This window comes from Azoarcus sp. Soil_N_20, from assembly GCF_057656155.1.
In genome coordinates, this window is record NZ_JBDGKX010000016.1 from 43,158 (window position 1) to 59,825 (window position 16,668).

Below are 16,668 nucleotides of genomic sequence, written 5' to 3' on the forward strand. Positions count from 1 at the left end.
CGGGTGCCCTGTGCCGGACGCGGGCACCGGCGGCCGGCTGAACGGCCGCACTGGTCTGGCTGAAGCCGATCAGCGCCCCGCGAACCGTGGCTTGCGTTTGGTGAGGAAGGCGTCCAGTCCCTCGCGGTAGTCGTCGGTGGCGAGAAAGTCGAAGGCGCTGCGTCTTTCCGCGTCGGTCAGCGGCGCTCCCGTGATCAGGCGGCGCACCCATTGCTTGTGCCAGCGCGCAACCAGGGGGGCGCCGGCAGCAATGCGCGCCGCTGATGCCTGTGCCTCGTCGATGACGGTCTCGTCATCGGTCACCCGTGTCAGCAAGCCCTTGCCGAGTGCCTCGTGTGCATCGAGGATGCGGCCCTCGAGCAGTATCTCCAGCACCACTGCAGGTCCGACCAATGCCAGCAGCCCGGCCATTTCGCCCGGATACATCGAGAAACCGAGCTTGTTGATCGGGGCGCCGAAGCGCGCCGATGCGCCGGCGATGCGGATGTCGCAGCAGCCGGCGATCTCGAGCCCGCCGCCGATGCACGCGCCCTGAATGGCGGCTACGGTCGGCAGCGGGCAGTCGCGGATGGCGTTCAGCGCGGCGGCAACAAGTTCCTCGTGGTAGTGCACCGCATCGTCCACGGTGGCCCGCACGCTCAGAAACTCCTCGATGTCGCCACCTGCCGCGAAGGCCTGGTCCCCCGCCCCGCGCAGGATGACGCAGCGGATGTCGGGCTGCGCGGCAAGAGCGTCCATGGCCGAGCGCAGGTCGCGCCACATCGCGGCATTGATCGCGTTGAGCTTGTCCGGGTTGGAGAGTGTGACCGTGGCGATCCGGTCGGCGAGGCTGACAATGATCTGACTATCCATGTTGCATTTGACCTCCGTCAACGTGGGCGCAAGGAAAGTGGGCGACAACGCGGGCTTGTCCGTATGAGGAAAACCACAATTGCCTTGAACACACTAAGTAAAACAGATTTTTCCATACGGGTTAGTATGGAGTCCTGTAGATGATATATCATCTACAGGTTCGGCACGCTGCGCAGAAGACGGAGCGGTCGACCAGGGGGAGGGTGGAGGAAGCGACGGTTTTCTGTTGTTTTCTCGAGGAGGATGGAAGTGTCTATTTCAATGTACGCACACATCAGGCGCAATCCGCGGTTTGTGGAACTGGTGGAAAAGCGCACCCGCTTTGCAGGCCGGCTGTCGGCGGTCGTGCTGGTGGTTTTTTATGGTTTCGTGCTGACCGTGGCCTTTGCGCCGGAGGTCATCGCGATGCGCCTGTTCGAAGGCAGCAACCTGACCCTTGGGATCGCGCTGGGGCTGTTCCAGTTCATCCTGTTCTGGGTGTTGACGCTGGTGTACGTGCGCCGCGCCAACGGTGAGTTCGATACGATCAACAACGAGATCGTACGGTCGGCATGGAAGGACGAAAAATAATGAACGCCTCCATTCTTTCCCGTATCGGCGCCGGTTCGCTCGCCCTTGCGCTGTCGGCCCCGGTGCTGGCCGGCCCGGCGGTCGAGGCCACCACCAAGCAGCCGCTCAATCTCCACGCGATCGGCATGTTCTTCGTGTTCGTGCTGATGACCCTCGGCATCACCTACTGGGCGGCCAGTCGCACCAAGACGACATCCGACTTCTACACCGCCGGCGGCGGCATCACCGGCTTCCAGAACGGCCTCGCGATCGCGGGCGACTACATGTCGGCGGCCACCCTGCTCGGCCTGACTGCGATGATGTACACGCAGGGCGTCGATGCCTATATCTACATGATCGCCTTCTTCGTCGGCTGGCCGATCATCCTGTTCCTGATGGCCGAACGCCTGCGCAACCTGGGCAAGTTCACCTTCGCCGACATCACTTCGTACCGCCTCAATCAGGGCAAGGTGCGGACCATGGCCGCGGTCAGCTCGCTCACGGTGGTGTGCTTCTACCTGGTGGCACAGATGGTCGGTGCCGGCCAGCTGATCAAGCTGCTGTTCGGTCTCGACTACAACATCGCGCTGTTCGTCGTCGGTGCGCTGATGATGGTGTATGTAACCTTCGGCGGCATGGTCGCCACCACCTGGGTACAGATCATCAAGGCCTGCATGCTGCTGATCGGCGGGACCACGGTGATGCTGCTGGCGTTCAGCCAGTTCGGCTTCAGCTTCGACGAACTGACCACGCGGGCGATGGAGATCCACAAGCTGGGCACCCGCCTGCTGGCGCCGGGCAGCCTGCTGGCCGATCCGGTGACCGCGATCTCGCTCGGCGTCGGCCTGATGTTCGGCACCGCCGGCCTGCCGCACATCCTGATGCGCTTCTTCACCGTGACCGACGCCAAGGAGGCGCGCAAGTCGGTGTTGTACGCGTCGGGGATCGTCGCCTACTTCTTCAACGTCATTGCCATCATGGGCCTGTGCGCGATCCTGATCGTCGGCACCGACCCGGCCTACTTCGAAGGCGGCGAGATCGGCGGCAAGGTGATCGGTGGCGGCAACATGATCGCCATGCACCTGGCGCAGGCGGTCGGCGGCAACCTGCTGCTCGGCTTCCTGTCCGCAGTGGCGTTCGCGACCATCCTCGCAGTGGTCTCGGGGCTCGCGCTGGCCGGCGCGTCGGCCATCTCGCACGACATCTACTCGCGCGTGATCATGAAGGGCAAGGCGTCCGAAACCACCGAGCTGCGGGTGTCGAAGTTCGCCACCATCGGTCTGGGCATCGTCGCGGTGCTGCTCGGCATGGTGTTCGAGAAGATGAACGTGGCCTTCATGGTGGCGCTGGCCTTCGGGGTGGCGGCTTCGGCCAACTTCCCGGTGCTGATCCTGTCGATGTACTGGCGCGGCCTGACCACTCGGGGCGCGCTTGCCGGTGGCTACCTCGGCCTGTTCAGTGCGGTGAGCTTCGTCGTGCTGTCGAAGTCGGTGTGGGTGGATGTGCTGGGCTTTGCCTCACCGATCTTCCCCTACACCCAGCCGGCGCTGTTCTCGATGCCGCTCGCCTTCCTCGCCACCTTCATCGTGTCGAAGCTGGACCGCAGCGTTTCCGCGCGGAAGGAGATCGAAGCCTTCGAAGATCAGTACGTCCGGGCACAGACGGGCGTGGGTGCGGAGACCGCCGCCGCGCACTGATCCAGCCTGAGACGGGCGGGGCCGTGAACCGCCCTGCGTCTGACCCGACCCTGCCCGATGCCCGTCATCGGGCGGGGTCGTTTTTTTCCAGGATCGAATCGGGCGCGCGGCGTTCCAATGCCTACCAGCCACAACGGGGAGACCGGCATGACTGCATCACGTACCGAAACGGATTCGATGGGCTCGATCAAAGTCGCCGCCGATCGTTACTGGGGCGCGCAGACCGAGCGCTCGCTGCACCATTTCGCCATCGGCACCGACCGTTTCCGCTGGCAAAGACCCATGATCCGCGCGCTCGGATTGCTCAAACGGGCGGCGGCCGAGGCGAACATGGCGCTGGGTGAGCTCGACCCGGTGGTCGGTGAGCTGATCGTCGATGCCGCGGACGAAGTCATCGCAGGCAGGCTCGACGGCCATTTTCCGTTGGTGGTGTTCCAGACCGGCTCCGGGACACAGTCGAACATGAATGCCAACGAGGTGATCGCCAATCGTGCGATCGAGATCGCCGGCGGCAGGCTCGGCAGCAAGCAACCGGTGCACCCCAACGATCACGTGAATCGCGGACAGTCTTCGAACGACACTTTTCCGACCGCAATGCATCTCGCCGTGGTCGCTGAACTGAACGAGCGCCTGATCCCGGCAGTGGGCCGATTGCGCGATACCCTCGCCGGGCGGGCGGTCGCCTTCAACGACGTGGTCAAGACCGGGCGCACCCATCTGCAGGATGCCACCCCGGTGACCCTCGGACAGGAGATCGGCGCCTGGGTGAGCCAGATCGATTTCGGCCTCGAGGGCGTGCGCACGGCCCTGCCCGGCCTCTACGCGCTGGCGATCGGCGGTACCGCGGTGGGCACCGGCCTCAACGCGCACCCGGGCTTCGGCGCCGCGACCGCCGAGCGCCTCGCGCAACTGACCGGCCATCCCTTTGTCAGCGCCCCGGACCGCTTCTTCGCGCTGGCCGCGCATGATGCCTTGGTGCAGACCTCGGCCGCGCTGCGCACCCTGGCGGGGGGGCTGATGAAGATGGCCAACGACGTGCGCTGGCTTGCCAGCGGGCCGCGGTGCGGGATCGGCGAGCTGCGCATTCCCGAGAACGAACCGGGTTCGTCGATCATGCCGGGCAAGGTCAACCCGACCCAGTGCGAGGCGCTGACCATGGTCTGCGCGCAGGTGTTCGGCAACGACGCCACGGTCGCGTTCGCCGGCACTCAGGGCAATTTCCAGCTCAATGTGTACAAGCCGGTGATGGCGCACAACGTGCTCGAGAGCGTCGCCCTGCTGGCCGACGCCTGCGACTCCTTCGAGCAGCATTGTGCGCGCGGCATCGAGCCCGACCGCGAGCGCATCCGCGCGCATCTCGAAGCGAACCTGATGCTGGTGACCGCATTGAACCGGCATATCGGCTACGACCGGGCGGCCGAGATCGCCAAGCGCGCCCATCACCAGGGGCTCGGTCTGCGCGAGGCGGCGATCGCCAGCGGATACCTGAGTGCCGACGACTATGATCGCTGGGTCGTTCCCGCGGCGATGACGGGGCCGGAGGCGGGCAGCACGGGACGATGATAGACTCGACAGCGAGCGCTCCCGCCGGCCGGATTGCCGGCGGCTGTCGAATCCGGAGTCATCGTGACCTTGCTCAACAATCTCTTCGTCATCTTCGTGCTGATTGCGATCAGCGCCTTCTTCTCGTTTTCCGAGATTGCGCTGGCGGCGTCACGCAAGATCAAGCTGCGCATGCTGGCCGATGCGGGCGATCTCGGCGCGCAGCGGGTGTTGCAGTTGCAGGACAGCCCGGGCAACTACTTCACCGTGGTCCAGATCGGGCTCAATGCGGTGGCCATTCTCGGCGGTATCGTCGGCGAACAGGCGCTGTCGCCCCACGTGGCCGCGGCGTTGAGGCTGATCTATGACGGCCCGATGCTGGGGACACTGAGTTTCGTGCTCGCCTTCGTGTTCGTGACCTCGCTCTTCGTGCTGTTCGCCGACCTCATGCCCAAGCGTCTGGCCATGGTCGAGCCCGAGCGCATTGCGGTGGCCGTGGTGCGGCCGATGCAGCTGTGCATGAGCATCTTCGCGCCCTTGGTGTGGGTGTTCAACGGTCTTGCGAACCGCATTTTTCGCCTGCTTGGCGTGCCGAGCGCACGGATCGAGGAAATTACCGCCGCCGACATCGTCGCCATGGCCGACGCCGGCGCCCAGGCCGGCGGTCTGTTGCGCCAGGAGCAGCACCTGATCTCGAACGTGTTCGAACTCGATTCGCGCTTCGTGCCTTCGGCGATGACCTCGCGCGAAAGCATCGTGTTCCTGACCCTGAGCGAAACCGAGGACAGTATCCGGCGCAAGATCGCCGAACATCCCCACGGCAAGTTCCCGGTATGCGAGAACGGCATCGACAGCGTGATCGGCTACGTCGATGCGAAGGACATCCTGCCGCGCATCCTGCAGGGTCAGGACTTGTCGCTGCGTACCGAGCCAATCGTACGCAAGGTTCTGGTGTTGCCCGATACGCTGACCCTGTTCGAGTCGCTCGAGCATTTTCGCGACGCGAAGGAGGACTTCGCCCTGATCGTGAACGAATATGCGCTGGTGGTGGGGCTGCTGTCGCTGCAGGACGTCATGAATACGGTCATGGGCGATCTCGGCAGTTCCTTCCAGGAGGAACTCATCGTGCGCCGTGACGACCATTCGTGGCTGGTCGACGGGGTCACCCCGATCGAGGATGTCATGCAGGCGCTGGACATCCCGGCGTTCGAAGGCTTCGAGAACTACGAGACGGTGGCCGGTTTCCTGATGTACCGCCTGCGCAAGGTACCGAGACGCACCGATTTCGTGGTGTATGCGGGCTACAAGTTCGAGGTCGTCGACATCGACCACTACCGGATCGATCAGGTGCTGGTGACGCGGGAATCGGGCTGAGCGCCGACAGATGCGGCCCGGGCGCCGTGATGGTGGCGCCGGTATGCTCCGTTCAGGCCGCGCGGCTACGGGCGTCGGCGATGCGGGCGAGGGCTTCGCGGCCGCTGCGGATGTGTTCGCGCATGCGCTGCTCGGCACCATCCGGATCGCGTGCCATCAGGGCATCGAGAATGGCGCGGTGTTCGTCCAGCGACTGCTCCAGACGTCCTTCAGAGAACAGCGAATGATGGCGCGACAGCTTGATCACCTTGCGCAGGTCTTCGATCACGTGCAACAGCCAGCGGTTGTCGGCCAGGCGCTGCAGTTCGTGGTGAAAGGCCTGGTTGGCTTCGAAGAAGCTGTTGATGTCGCGGGCGGTGGCGGCGCGCTCGAGTTCGGCGTGGATGGCCTTGAGCTGGACCAGATCGGCGTCGTTGGCGCGGTTGGCGGCGATCCGCGCGCACTCGCCTTCGAGCATCGCCATGACCGTGAACACCTCGTCGAGATCACGCTCCGATATTTCGGTCACGTAGCAGCCGCGGCGCGGCTTGAGGGTGACCAGCCCCTCGGAAGCCAGCACCTTGAGCGCCTCGCGCAAGGGCGTGCGCGAGATGCCGTAATGTTCGGCCAGCGCCTGCTCATCCACCCAGGTGCCCGCGGGCAGCTCGTGGGAAAAGATACGCTGCCGCAGTCGTTCTGCGACTTCCTGATATAGCGCGAGCGGAGCGATGCGGGACGCGGTCATGGCCTGTGTGGTTTTTCGGGGTGAGAAAGCATAACCGGTTTTCCGATCCGCTTCGCGCCCATTGCATTCATAATTATGGATAAAGTATTATGTCACCACTTCAACAAGTCAACTTCCTTGGCGCGGCGTAGCATGGGAGGCTTCGGGTCGGTGATCCGGGGAGCATGAGAGGGACTACGCCGCGCTGTGGAGCGCCGGCGACCGCCCGCGAACGAACGCGGGCGGTCTCGTCGTCGCACCGAGTGCAGCGTCACGCCACCAAACAACGCAATGCCGCTTGCGCGGCCAATGTGTCAGAGAGGGTTTTTCATGTCGAACGCCAACGAGCCCACCTATCCCCAGCCCGATCTGGACGTCTGGAAGAAGGCTGCGACCCGGCACGCGCCGGACAGCGATCTGGGCCGGTTGAACTGGGTCACGCCCGAGGGACTCACGGTCAAGCCGCTCTACACCGCCGCCGATACCGTCGATCTGCCGCACGCCGATACCCTGCCGGGCTTCGAGCCCTTCCTGCGCGGCCCGCAACCGACGATGTACGCGGTCAAGCCGTGGACCATCCGCCAGTACGCAGGCTTTTCCACCGCCGAGGCCTCCAACGCCTTCTACCGCAAGGCGCTCGCCGCCGGCGGCCAGGGCGTGTCGGTGGCCTTCGACCTCGCCACCCATCGCGGCTATGACTCCGACCATCCGCGCGTCACCGGCGACGTCGGCAAGGCCGGGGTGGCGATCGACTCGGTCGAGGACATGAAGATCCTGTTCGACCAGATCCCGCTCGACAAGGTGTCGGTGTCGATGACCATGAACGGTGCGGTACTGCCCATCCTCGCCGGCTACATCGTCGCCGCCGAAGAGCAGGGGGTGGCGCAGGACAAGCTGTCGGGCACGATCCAGAACGACATCCTCAAAGAATTCATGGTGCGGAACACCTATATCTATCCGCCCACCCCGTCGATGAAGATCATTGCCGACATCTTCGGCTACACCGCGCAGCACATGCCGAAGTTCAACAGCATCTCGATCTCCGGCTACCACATCCAGGAAGCGGGCGCGAACCAGGCGATCGAGCTGGCATTCACGCTGGCCGACGGCCTCGAGTATGTGCGTACCGGGATCAATTCCGGCATGGACGTCGACACCTTCGCCGGCCGTCTGTCCTTCTTCTGGGCGGTGGGGATGAACTTCTACCTCGAGATCGCCAAGATGCGCGCCGCACGCCTGCTGTGGTGGCGGATCATGAAGGGCTTCAACCCGAAGAGCGCGAAGTCGATGATGCTGCGCACCCACAGCCAGACCTCGGGCTGGTCGCTGACCGAGCAGGACCCGTACAACAATGTCGTGCGCACCACCATCGAAGCGATGGCCGCGGTGTTCGGCGGCACCCAGTCGCTGCACACCAATGCCCTCGACGAAGCGATCGCGCTGCCGACCGAGTTCTCGTCGCGGATCGCGCGCAACACCCAGATCATCATCCAGGAAGAGACCCACATCTGTAACGTGGTCGACCCCTGGGCCGGCTCCTACATGATGGAAAAGCTCACCCAGGACATGGCCGACAAGGCCTGGGCGCTGATCGAGGAGATCGAGTCCATGGGCGGCATGACCCGCGCGGTGGAGTCCGGCTGGGCCAAGATGAAAGTCGAGGAGTGCGCCGCCGACAAGCAGGCCCGCATCGACTCCGGCAAGGACGTCATCGTAGGCGTGAACAAGTACAAGCTGGCCAAGGAAGATCCGATCGAGATCCTCGACATCGACAACCACGCGGTGCGCGAGTCGCAGATCGTGCGCCTGAAGCAGATCCGCGCAACGCGCGACAGCGCAGCGGTCAGCGCCGCGCTCGATGCGCTCACCCGGTGCGCGGAAGGCGGCGGGGGCAACCTGCTCGACCTCGCGGTCAAGGCGGTGCGCCTGCGCGCCACCGTGGGCGAGATTTCCGACGCGCTCGAAAAGGTCTTCGGCCGCTACCGTGCCAACCCGCAAGCCGTGTCCGGCGTCTATGGAGCCGTGGTGGAAAACGACACCGACTGGAAGGAATTGAAAGCCGATATCGACGCCTTCGTCGCCGAGGAAGGACGGCGTCCGCGGATCATGATCGCCAAGCTTGGCCAGGACGGTCACGACCGTGGCGCCAAGGTGGTGGCATCGGCCTTCGCCGACCTCGGCTTCGATATCGACGTCGGCCCGCTGTTCCAGACCCCCGAGGAAGTGGCACGCCATGCGGTGGAGAACGACGTGCATGCCGTCGGCTGCTCGAGCCTGGCCGCCGGCCACAAGACCCTGGTTCCCGCCGTCATCAACGGACTCAAGGCGCAGGGCGCGGACGACATCATCGTCTTCGTCGGTGGCGTGATTCCGGCGCAGGATTACGACATGCTCTATGCCGCCGGTGCCAAGGGCATCTTCGGCCCGGGCACGCCGATCCAGAAGTCCGCACGCGAAGTGCTGAAGCAGATCCGCGCCGCGCGCGCCAAAGCCTGACGGGCCGGGGGGCGGCCGCTCCGCCCCCGTCTCGTCCGATTTCGCCGCCCACGCACCCGTTCCGAAAACAATGAACGTATCCGAGACCCCGCCTGGAGACTTGCCCCACCTCGACGCCCACGACCGTGCCCTGGTCGAGGGCGTGCTCGCGTGCCAGCTGCGCCCGCTGGCCAAGACCATCACCTTGATCGAGTCGCAGCGTGAGGATCACAAGCTGCGCGCGCAGGCGGTGCTCGAGGCCCTGCTGCCGCATACCGGCAGGGCGATGCGGGTGGGCATCTCGGGCGTGCCGGGCGTCGGCAAGTCGACCTTCATCGAAGGGCTCGGCCTGTATCTGATCGGGCAGGGCTTGCGCGTCGCCGTGCTTGCGGTCGACCCATCGTCATCGGTCACCGGCGGATCGATCCTCGGCGACAAGACGCGCATGGAGCAGCTCAGCCACAATCCGCAGGCTTTCATCCGCCCCAGCCCGTCGGCCTGCAGCCTGGGCGGGGTGGCGGAGAAGACGCGCGAGACCATGCTGGCATGCGAGGCCGCGGGCTTCGACGTCATCATCGTCGAGACCGTGGGCGTGGGGCAGTCGGAGACGGCGGTCGCCGGCATGACCGACATCTTCTGCCTGCTGCAGCTGCCCAATGCCGGCGACGACCTGCAGGCGATCAAGAAGGGCATCATGGAGATCGCCGATCTGGTCGTCATCAACAAGGCCGACATCGACCCGTCGGCGGCGATGCGCGCCAAGTCGCAGATCAAGACCGCACTGCACATGCTGCGACCGATGAGCCCGAACTGGGCGGTGCCGGTGCTGACGATCTCGGCGCTGAAACAGGATGGCGTGGCCGAGTTCTGGGAACAGGTGACAAAATACCGGGCTGCGCTCTCGTGCACGGGGGAGTTCGAGGCCAAGCGCCGCCACCAGGCCCTGGCCTGGATGTGGGACATGATCGACGCGGGCTTGCGCAGCCGCTTCCGCAACCATCCGCAGGTGAAGCAGGCCTTGCCCGAACTGGCGCGGGCGGTGGAGCAGGGCTCCACCACGCCGTCGGTCGCGGCGCTGAAACTCCTCGGATTTCTGAATTGAACGACGCAGCACCGGATTGAACGGCCGCCAGCTTGCGGCGCGCCGGACAACGAAAACCCGTAAAGGAGCTCATCAATGCAAGACATCATCCGCCAGCTCGACGAGAAGCGCGCCAAGGCCCGGTTGGGCGGAGGGCAGAAGCGCATCGACGGCCAGCACGCCAAGGGCAAGCTCAGCGCGCGCGAGCGCATCGAACTCTTTCTCGACGACGGCAGCTTCGAAGAGTGGGACATGTTCAAGGAGCACCGCTGCAACGACTTCGGCATGAACGCCGATCACATCCCGGGCGATGGCGTCGTCACCGGCTATGGCACCGTCAACGGCCGCCTGGTGTTCGTGTTCTCGCAGGACTTCACCGTGTTCGGCGGCTCGCTGTCCGAGACCCACGCCGAGAAGATCTGCAAGGTCATGGATCACGCGATGAAGGTCGGCGCACCGGTGATCGGCCTCAACGACTCGGGCGGCGCGCGCATCCAGGAAGGCGTGGATTCGCTCGGCGGCTATGCCGACGTGTTCCAGCGCAACGTGCTCGCATCCGGCGTGGTGCCGCAGATTTCGCTGATCATGGGGCCCTGCGCCGGCGGCGCGGTGTACAGTCCGGCGATGACCGACTTCATCTTCATGGTCAAGGATTCGTCCTACATGTTCGTGACCGGCCCCGAAGTGGTGAAGACGGTGACGCACGAGGAAGTCACCGCCGAGGAGCTGGGCGGTGCCATCACCCACAATACCAAGTCCGGCGTGGCCGATCTGGCCTTCGAGAACGACGTTGAGGCGCTGATGATGACCCGGCGCCTGGTCGGCTACCTGCCGTCGAGCAACCGCGAAAAGCCGCCCTGCATTCCGGCAGTCGACCCGGCTGACCGCATGGACTATTCGCTCGACACCCTGGTGCCGAACAATGCCAACCAGCCTTATGACATGAAGGAACTGATCGTCAAGATGGTCGACGACGGCGACTTCTTCGAACTCCAGCCCGACTACGCCAGGAACATCATTATCGGCTTCGCCCGCATGGAAGGTTCGCCGGTGGGCATCGTCGCCAACCAGCCGCTGGTGCTGGCCGGCTGCCTCGACATCAAGAGCTCGATCAAGGCGGCGCGCTTCGTGCGCTTCTGCGACGCGTTCAACATCCCGGTGGTGACCCTGGTCGACGTTCCCGGCTTCATGCCCGGCACCAGCCAGGAATACGGCGGCATCATCAAGCACGGCGCCAAGCTGCTGTATGCCTACGCCGAGTGCACCGTGCCCAAGGTCACCCTGATCACGCGCAAGGCCTACGGTGGCGCCTACGACGTGATGAGTTCCAAGCATTTGCGCGGCGACGTGAATTTCGCCTGGCCGTCGGCCGAAATCGCGGTGATGGGACCGAAGGGCGCGGTCGAGATCATCTTCCGCGAGGAGAAGAACGACCCGGCCAAGATCGCCGAGCGCGAATCCGAGTACAAGGCCCGCTTCGCCAACCCCTTCGTCGCTGGCGCACGCGGCTTCATCGACGATGTGATCATGCCGCACGAGACCCGCAAGCGCGTGTGCCGTTCGCTGGCCATGCTCAAGCACAAGGAACTCGAGAACCCGTGGCGCAAGCACGGCAACATTCCGCTCTGATTGCCGCGAGGAAGAAAACATGTTCAAGAAGATACTGATCGCAAACCGCGGTGAAATCGCCTGCCGCGTCATCAAGACCGCCCGCAAGATGGGTATCGCCACCGTGGCGGTGTACTCGGAAGCCGACAAGGACGCGCTGTTCGTCGAGATGGCCGACGAGGGCGTGTGCATCGGACCGGCGGCGTCGAAGGAATCCTATCTGGTGATCGACAAGATCATCGCCGCGTGCAAACAGACCGGGGCGGAGGCGGTGCATCCGGGCTACGGATTTCTGTCCGAGAACGCCGAATTCTCGCGCCGGCTGGAAGAGGACGGCATCGTCTTCATCGGCCCCAAGCATTACTCGGTCGGTCAGATGGGCGACAAGATCGCCTCCAAGAAGCTCGCCAAGGAAGCAAGGGTCAATACCATTCCGGGCTACGCCGACGCGATCGACACCGCCGAGCAGGCGGTCGAGATCGCCAAGGGCATCGGCTATCCGGTGATGATCAAGGCCTCGGCCGGCGGTGGCGGCAAGGGGCTGCGCGTGGCCTTCAACGACCAGGAGTGCTTCGAAGGTTTCACCTCCTGCCGTAACGAAGCCAAGACCGCATTCGGCGACGACCGCATCCTGATCGAGAAGTACGTACTCGAGCCGCGCCATATCGAGATCCAGGTGCTGGGCGACGCACACGGCAACTGCGTCTATCTGCACGAGCGCGAATGTTCGATCCAGCGCCGTCACCAGAAGGTGATCGAAGAGGCGCCCAGCCCCTTCCTCGACCCGGCCACGCGCAAGGCCATGGGCGAGCAGGCGGTGGCGCTGGCGAAGGCGGTCAAGTACCAGTCGGCGGGCACCGTCGAGTTCGTGGTCGGCGCCGACAAGTCGTTCTACTTCCTGGAGATGAACACCCGTCTGCAGGTCGAGCATCCGGTCACGGAGATGATCACCGGCCTCGACCTGGTCGAGCAGATGATCCGCGTCGCCGCGGGCGAGAAGCTGTCCTTCTCCCAGGACGATCTCAAGATCAACGGCTGGTCGATGGAATGCCGGATCAACGCCGAAGATCCGTTCCGCGGCTTCCTGCCGTCCACCGGGCGCCTGGTGAAGTTCCAGCCACCGGCCGAAGCGGACGGTGTGCGGGTCGACACCGGGGTGTATGAAGGCGGCGAGATTTCGATGTTTTACGATTCGATGATCGCCAAGCTGATCGTGCACGGCGCCAACCGCGAGCAGGCGATCGAGCGCATGCGCGATGCGCTCAACGGCTTCGTGATCCGCGGCATCAGCTCGAACATTCCGTTCCAGGCCGCGCTGCTGCAGCATCCGCGCTTCTGCTCGGGCAACTTCAACACCGGCTTCATCGCCGAGGAGTACCCGCACGGTTTCGACGCCTCGATGGTGCCGCACGACGATCCGGCACTCCTCGCCGCGGTGGCCACCTTCGCCCGTCTGCGCTACATCGAGCGCGCGGTGCAGATCGAGGGCCAGCTCGCCGGTCACGGCCGCAACGTCGCGAGCAACTGGGTCGTGGTGATGGGCGGCAAGCAGTATGCGATGACGGTCGCGCACATCGATGACGGCATGGCGATCACCCATGGCGACAAGACTTATCGCATCGTGTCGGACTGGCGCTTCGGTGACCTGCTGTTCGAGGGTGCCGTCAACGGTGTGCCGGTCTGCCTGCAGATCGAGCGTCGTGGTTTGCGCTACCGCATTTCTCACTTCGGTCTGCAGGTCGAACCGATGGTGATGACGGTCAACGCGGCTCACCTGTTGTCGCTGATGCCGGCGAAATTGCCGCCCGACCTGTCGAAATTCCTGCTGTCGCCGATGCCCGGCCTGCTGCGCGAGGTGTCGGTGGTCGAGGGGCAGGAAGTGAAGGCGGGGGAGAAGCTCGCGGTCATCGAGGCAATGAAGATGGAGAACGTGCTCAAGGCCGACAGCGATGTCACGGTGAAGAAGATCGTGGTCAAGCCGGGTGCCAGCCTGTCCGTTGACGAGGTGATCATCGAGTTCGAGTGATCGCGGAGGTTTTTTCGCCGCGCTGTTTTTCGTTCGATAGGGAGGGAGACACCGTCGGTTCGTCCGGCGGCGTGCCTGTCGGGGGAGCGGGCCCGCGCAAGCGGGCCCTTTTTCGTGTACGCGGCGCGGACGCCCCAGCCTGGGCAAAGGAAACGCGCCGGTGCACACGATCATGCGTCAGAATGACGAGGGTATGACCTGTGAGGCAGTTCCCTTGTGATCCGTGCATCCTTGAACGACCTGGCGGCAAGCCTTTCCCTGCTCGACCGGGAAGGGAGCATGTTGCGCACGCTGGTCGATGCGATGCCTGATCTCGTGTTCTTCAAGGATGAACGGGGGCGCTATCTGGGCTGCAACCGCGCGTTCGAGGACTATGCCGGCCTGACCGAAGCGCAGATGATCGGTCGTACCGATGGCGAGCTGTTCAGTGCAGCGACTGCCGACGGCTATGTGGCCCGCGACCGCAGGGTGTTCGAAACCGCCTTGCCGCAGCGTAACGAGGAGTGGATCGTCTATCGCGATGGCCGGCGGGTGCTGGTCGATACGCTCAAGACGCCATTCACCGACGCGTTCGGGAGTCGTGGTCTGATCGGGATCAGCCGCGACATCACCGCGATCAGGCAGGGGGAGGAGGCGCTGCGCCGCAGTCAGGAGGCGCTCGAAAGTGCGCAGGCGGTTGCCCGCACCGGGAGCTGGCAAGTCGATCTGGTCGACAACGTGCTCGAGTGGTCGGCGCAAACCTACCGGATCTTCGGGGTGTCGCCGGCCCTCGTCCTGAGCTACGACGTCTTCATCAACGCCGTCCATCCCGAAGACCGGGTCCGGGTCAATGCCGCGTGGGAGGCTGCGCTTGCCGGCGCCCCCTATGACATCCAGCATCGGGTGGTGGTCAAGGGCAGTGTGCGGTGGGTACACGAGCGCGCCGAGTTTCGCCGCGATGCGTCCGGCCGACCGATTGCCGGGCTGGGCACGGTGCAGGACATCACCGAGCAAAAGCAGGCGGAGGAGCGGCTCAAGCAGGCGGCGGCCGTGTTCGAGCACACTGCCGAGGGCGTGCTCATTACCGATGTCGATCGGCGCATCGTGGCGGTGAACCGGGCTTTCACCCAGATTACCGGGTACCCCGAGGACGACGCGATCGGCCGCACTCCGGACATGCTCCGTGCCGGGCTGCACGATGACGACGGCCACCTGGCCCTGTGGCGCGAGGTGAGTGCCTGCGGGCACCGCCAGGGCGAGGTCTGGAGTCGGCGCAAGAACGGCGAAATTTTTCCCGAGCTGCTGGCCCTGTCGGTCGTCCGCGACACGGAGGGTTTCATCACCAACTTCGTCGGCGTGTTTTCCGATATCAGCCAGATGAAGCAGACCGAGGCCCGGCTGGAGCATCTCGCCCACTACGACGCACTGACCGATCTGCCCAACCGGATCCTGCTCAATCTGCGCCTGGCGCACGGTATCGAGCGGGTCAGGCGGAGCGGCAAGATGCTCGCCGTGCTGTTCATCGACATCGACCGTTTCAAGAACGTCAACGATAGTCTTGGTCATCCCGCCGGCGACGAACTGCTGATCGAGATCGCCAGTCGCCTGCGCGGCAGGATACGCGGGGAGGACACGCTGTCCCGTCTTGGCGGCGACGAGTTCGTGATCCTGCTCGATGGCGTCGATCGCATGGAGGACGTCGCCGGCCTTGCGCAAGAGGTCATCGGCATGCTGAACCAGGCCTTCCATCTTGCCGGCGGGCAGGAGATCTTTGTCGGTGCGAGCATCGGCATCAGCCTCTATCCGCACGACACCGATGATCACCTGCAGCTGATCCGCAACGCCGATGCCGCGCTCTACGAGGCCAAGGCCGCCGGACGCAATGTCTACCGTTTTTACACCGAGGCGCTCACCCGTGCCGCCCACGAGCGCCTGGAGCTGGAGTCGGCGCTGCGCCGGGCACTCGAACGCGAGGAGTTGATACTGCATTATCAGCCCGTGGTGTCGGTCGCCTCCGGGCACACGATCGGGGTGGAGGCGCTGGTGCGGTGGAGTCGTCCGGGCGAGGGGCTGGTGTCGCCGCTGCGTTTCATCCCGCTCGCGGAAGAGACCGGACTGATCGTTCCGCTGGGCGCCTGGGTCATGGAGGCGGCCTGCCGGCAGGGCCGGGTCTGGATCGATGGCGGACGTTTGCTGTCGGTCGCGGTCAATATCTCCTCGCGGCAGTTTGCCGACGGCACCTTGGTCGGCACCGTCAGCGACATCCTGAAGCGCACCGGATTTCCTGCGGGTCTGCTGACGCTCGAATTGACCGAGAGCGCGGTGATGAGCGACCCCGATCAGGCGATCGCGCTGCTGAGCGCGCTAAAGGAAATCGGGGTGAAACTCTCGATCGATGACTTCGGGACCGGCTATTCGTCGCTGGCCTATCTGAAGCGTTTTCCGGTCGATACCCTCAAGATCGATCGCAGTTTCGTCGCCGATATTGCCGACGACGAGAATGACCGCATGATCGTCGCCACGGTGGTGGCGATGGCGCGCCAGATGCGACTGAATGTGATCGCCGAAGGGGTCGAGACCGCCGAGCAGTTCGATTTCCTGAGCCGGCTCGGCTGCGCGGCCTGCCAGGGCTATCTGTTCGGCCGTCCGGCAACCGCTGCCGAGCTGGATCTCGATTGACGCCGGATCCGGTGCCCCGGCAGGTGCGGCAGCCTGCTCGTCGGGTGTGATGTCGACTCGAAACGAGGTGGGAACTTCGGGCACGCGATGCGATCAAAGCATT

The 16,668-nt window shown here is 64.5% G+C and carries 11 protein-coding genes; 9 read left to right on the forward strand and 2 right to left on the reverse strand.

From position 1 onward, the window contains the following. Positions 1–69 precede the first annotated feature (69 nt). Positions 70–852: an enoyl-CoA hydratase/isomerase family protein gene (locus AC3A35_RS23360; protein ID WP_487438886.1), complete on the reverse strand. Its 783-nt coding sequence runs from the start codon at positions 850–852 to the stop codon at positions 70–72. A gap of 249 nt (positions 853–1,101) precedes the next feature. On the opposite strand from AC3A35_RS23360, the gene AC3A35_RS23365 reads away from it, so the two are divergent. From AC3A35_RS23365 to paeA, 4 genes are all read left to right on the forward strand, one after another. Further along, entirely contained in the window at positions 1,102–1,422 is a 321-nt protein-coding gene (locus tag AC3A35_RS23365; RefSeq protein WP_487438887.1) for a DUF485 domain-containing protein, read from the forward strand. Then, entirely contained in the window at positions 1,422–3,098 is a 1,677-nt protein-coding gene (locus AC3A35_RS23370) for a cation acetate symporter (RefSeq protein WP_487438888.1), read from the forward strand. Before AC3A35_RS23365 ends, AC3A35_RS23370 begins: the two co-directional genes overlap by 1 nt. 147 nt (positions 3,099–3,245) lie before the next feature. After that, positions 3,246–4,661, forward strand: a complete 1,416-nt coding sequence (gene fumC / locus AC3A35_RS23375) for a class II fumarate hydratase (protein ID WP_487438889.1) — start codon at positions 3,246–3,248, stop codon at positions 4,659–4,661. 63 nt (positions 4,662–4,724) lie between these two features. Continuing rightward, a complete protein-coding gene (paeA, locus tag AC3A35_RS23380; protein ID WP_487438890.1) occupies positions 4,725–6,014 on the forward strand; it encodes a polyamine export protein PaeA in 1,290 nt (429 codons plus the stop codon). A 52-nt stretch (positions 6,015–6,066) separates the two neighbouring features. Here the strand turns inward: paeA and AC3A35_RS23385 are convergent, their stop codons facing one another. Continuing rightward, positions 6,067–6,738 (reverse strand): GntR family transcriptional regulator, encoded by a 672-nt coding sequence (locus AC3A35_RS23385; protein WP_487438892.1) that lies wholly within the window; start codon positions 6,736–6,738, stop codon positions 6,067–6,069. Between the two features lie 309 nt (positions 6,739–7,047). On the opposite strand from AC3A35_RS23385, the gene scpA reads away from it, so the two are divergent. The 5 genes from scpA to AC3A35_RS23410 all read left to right on the forward strand — a co-directional run bounded on the left by scpA (position 7,048) and on the right by AC3A35_RS23410 (position 16,565). Continuing rightward, complete coding sequence (gene scpA / locus AC3A35_RS23390; protein WP_487438894.1) at positions 7,048–9,213, forward strand: methylmalonyl-CoA mutase; 2,166 nt, start codon at positions 7,048–7,050, stop codon at positions 9,211–9,213. Between the two features lie 70 nt (positions 9,214–9,283). Then, positions 9,284–10,294 carry a methylmalonyl Co-A mutase-associated GTPase MeaB gene (meaB, locus tag AC3A35_RS23395; RefSeq protein ID WP_487438896.1) on the forward strand — a complete coding sequence of 337 codons (1,011 nt, stop codon included), beginning with the start codon at positions 9,284–9,286 and terminating at the stop codon, positions 10,292–10,294. Between the two features lie 75 nt (positions 10,295–10,369). After that, a complete protein-coding gene (locus AC3A35_RS23400; protein WP_487438898.1) occupies positions 10,370–11,902 on the forward strand; it encodes an acyl-CoA carboxylase subunit beta in 1,533 nt (510 codons plus the stop codon). Between the two features lie 19 nt (positions 11,903–11,921). Beyond that, positions 11,922–13,907: an acetyl-CoA carboxylase biotin carboxylase subunit gene (accC, locus tag AC3A35_RS23405; protein WP_487438900.1), complete on the forward strand. Its 1,986-nt coding sequence runs from the start codon at positions 11,922–11,924 to the stop codon at positions 13,905–13,907. Positions 13,908–14,123: 216 nt separating this feature from the next. Continuing rightward, positions 14,124–16,565 (forward strand): sensor domain-containing protein, encoded by a 2,442-nt coding sequence (locus AC3A35_RS23410; protein ID WP_487438902.1) that lies wholly within the window; start codon positions 14,124–14,126, stop codon positions 16,563–16,565. The last annotated feature ends 103 nt before the right edge of the window (positions 16,566–16,668 follow it).

Excerpts from the sequence above, each read along its gene's own strand:
- AC3A35_RS23360 (WP_487438886.1), bottom strand. The coding sequence starts at position 852 with ATGGATAGTCAGATCATTGTCAGCCTCGCCGACCGGATCGCCACGGTC.
- AC3A35_RS23370 (WP_487438888.1), top strand. The coding sequence starts at position 1,422 with ATGAACGCCTCCATTCTTTCCCGTATCGGCGCCGGTTCGCTCGCCCTT.
- fumC (WP_487438889.1), top strand. The coding sequence starts at position 3,246 with ATGACTGCATCACGTACCGAAACGGATTCGATGGGCTCGATCAAAGTC.
- AC3A35_RS23385 (WP_487438892.1), bottom strand. The coding sequence starts at position 6,738 with ATGACCGCGTCCCGCATCGCTCCGCTCGCGCTATATCAGGAAGTCGCA.
- scpA (WP_487438894.1), top strand. The coding sequence starts at position 7,048 with ATGTCGAACGCCAACGAGCCCACCTATCCCCAGCCCGATCTGGACGTC.
- meaB (WP_487438896.1), top strand. The coding sequence starts at position 9,284 with ATGAACGTATCCGAGACCCCGCCTGGAGACTTGCCCCACCTCGACGCC.
- AC3A35_RS23400 (WP_487438898.1), top strand. The coding sequence starts at position 10,370 with ATGCAAGACATCATCCGCCAGCTCGACGAGAAGCGCGCCAAGGCCCGG.
- accC (WP_487438900.1), top strand. The coding sequence starts at position 11,922 with ATGTTCAAGAAGATACTGATCGCAAACCGCGGTGAAATCGCCTGCCGC.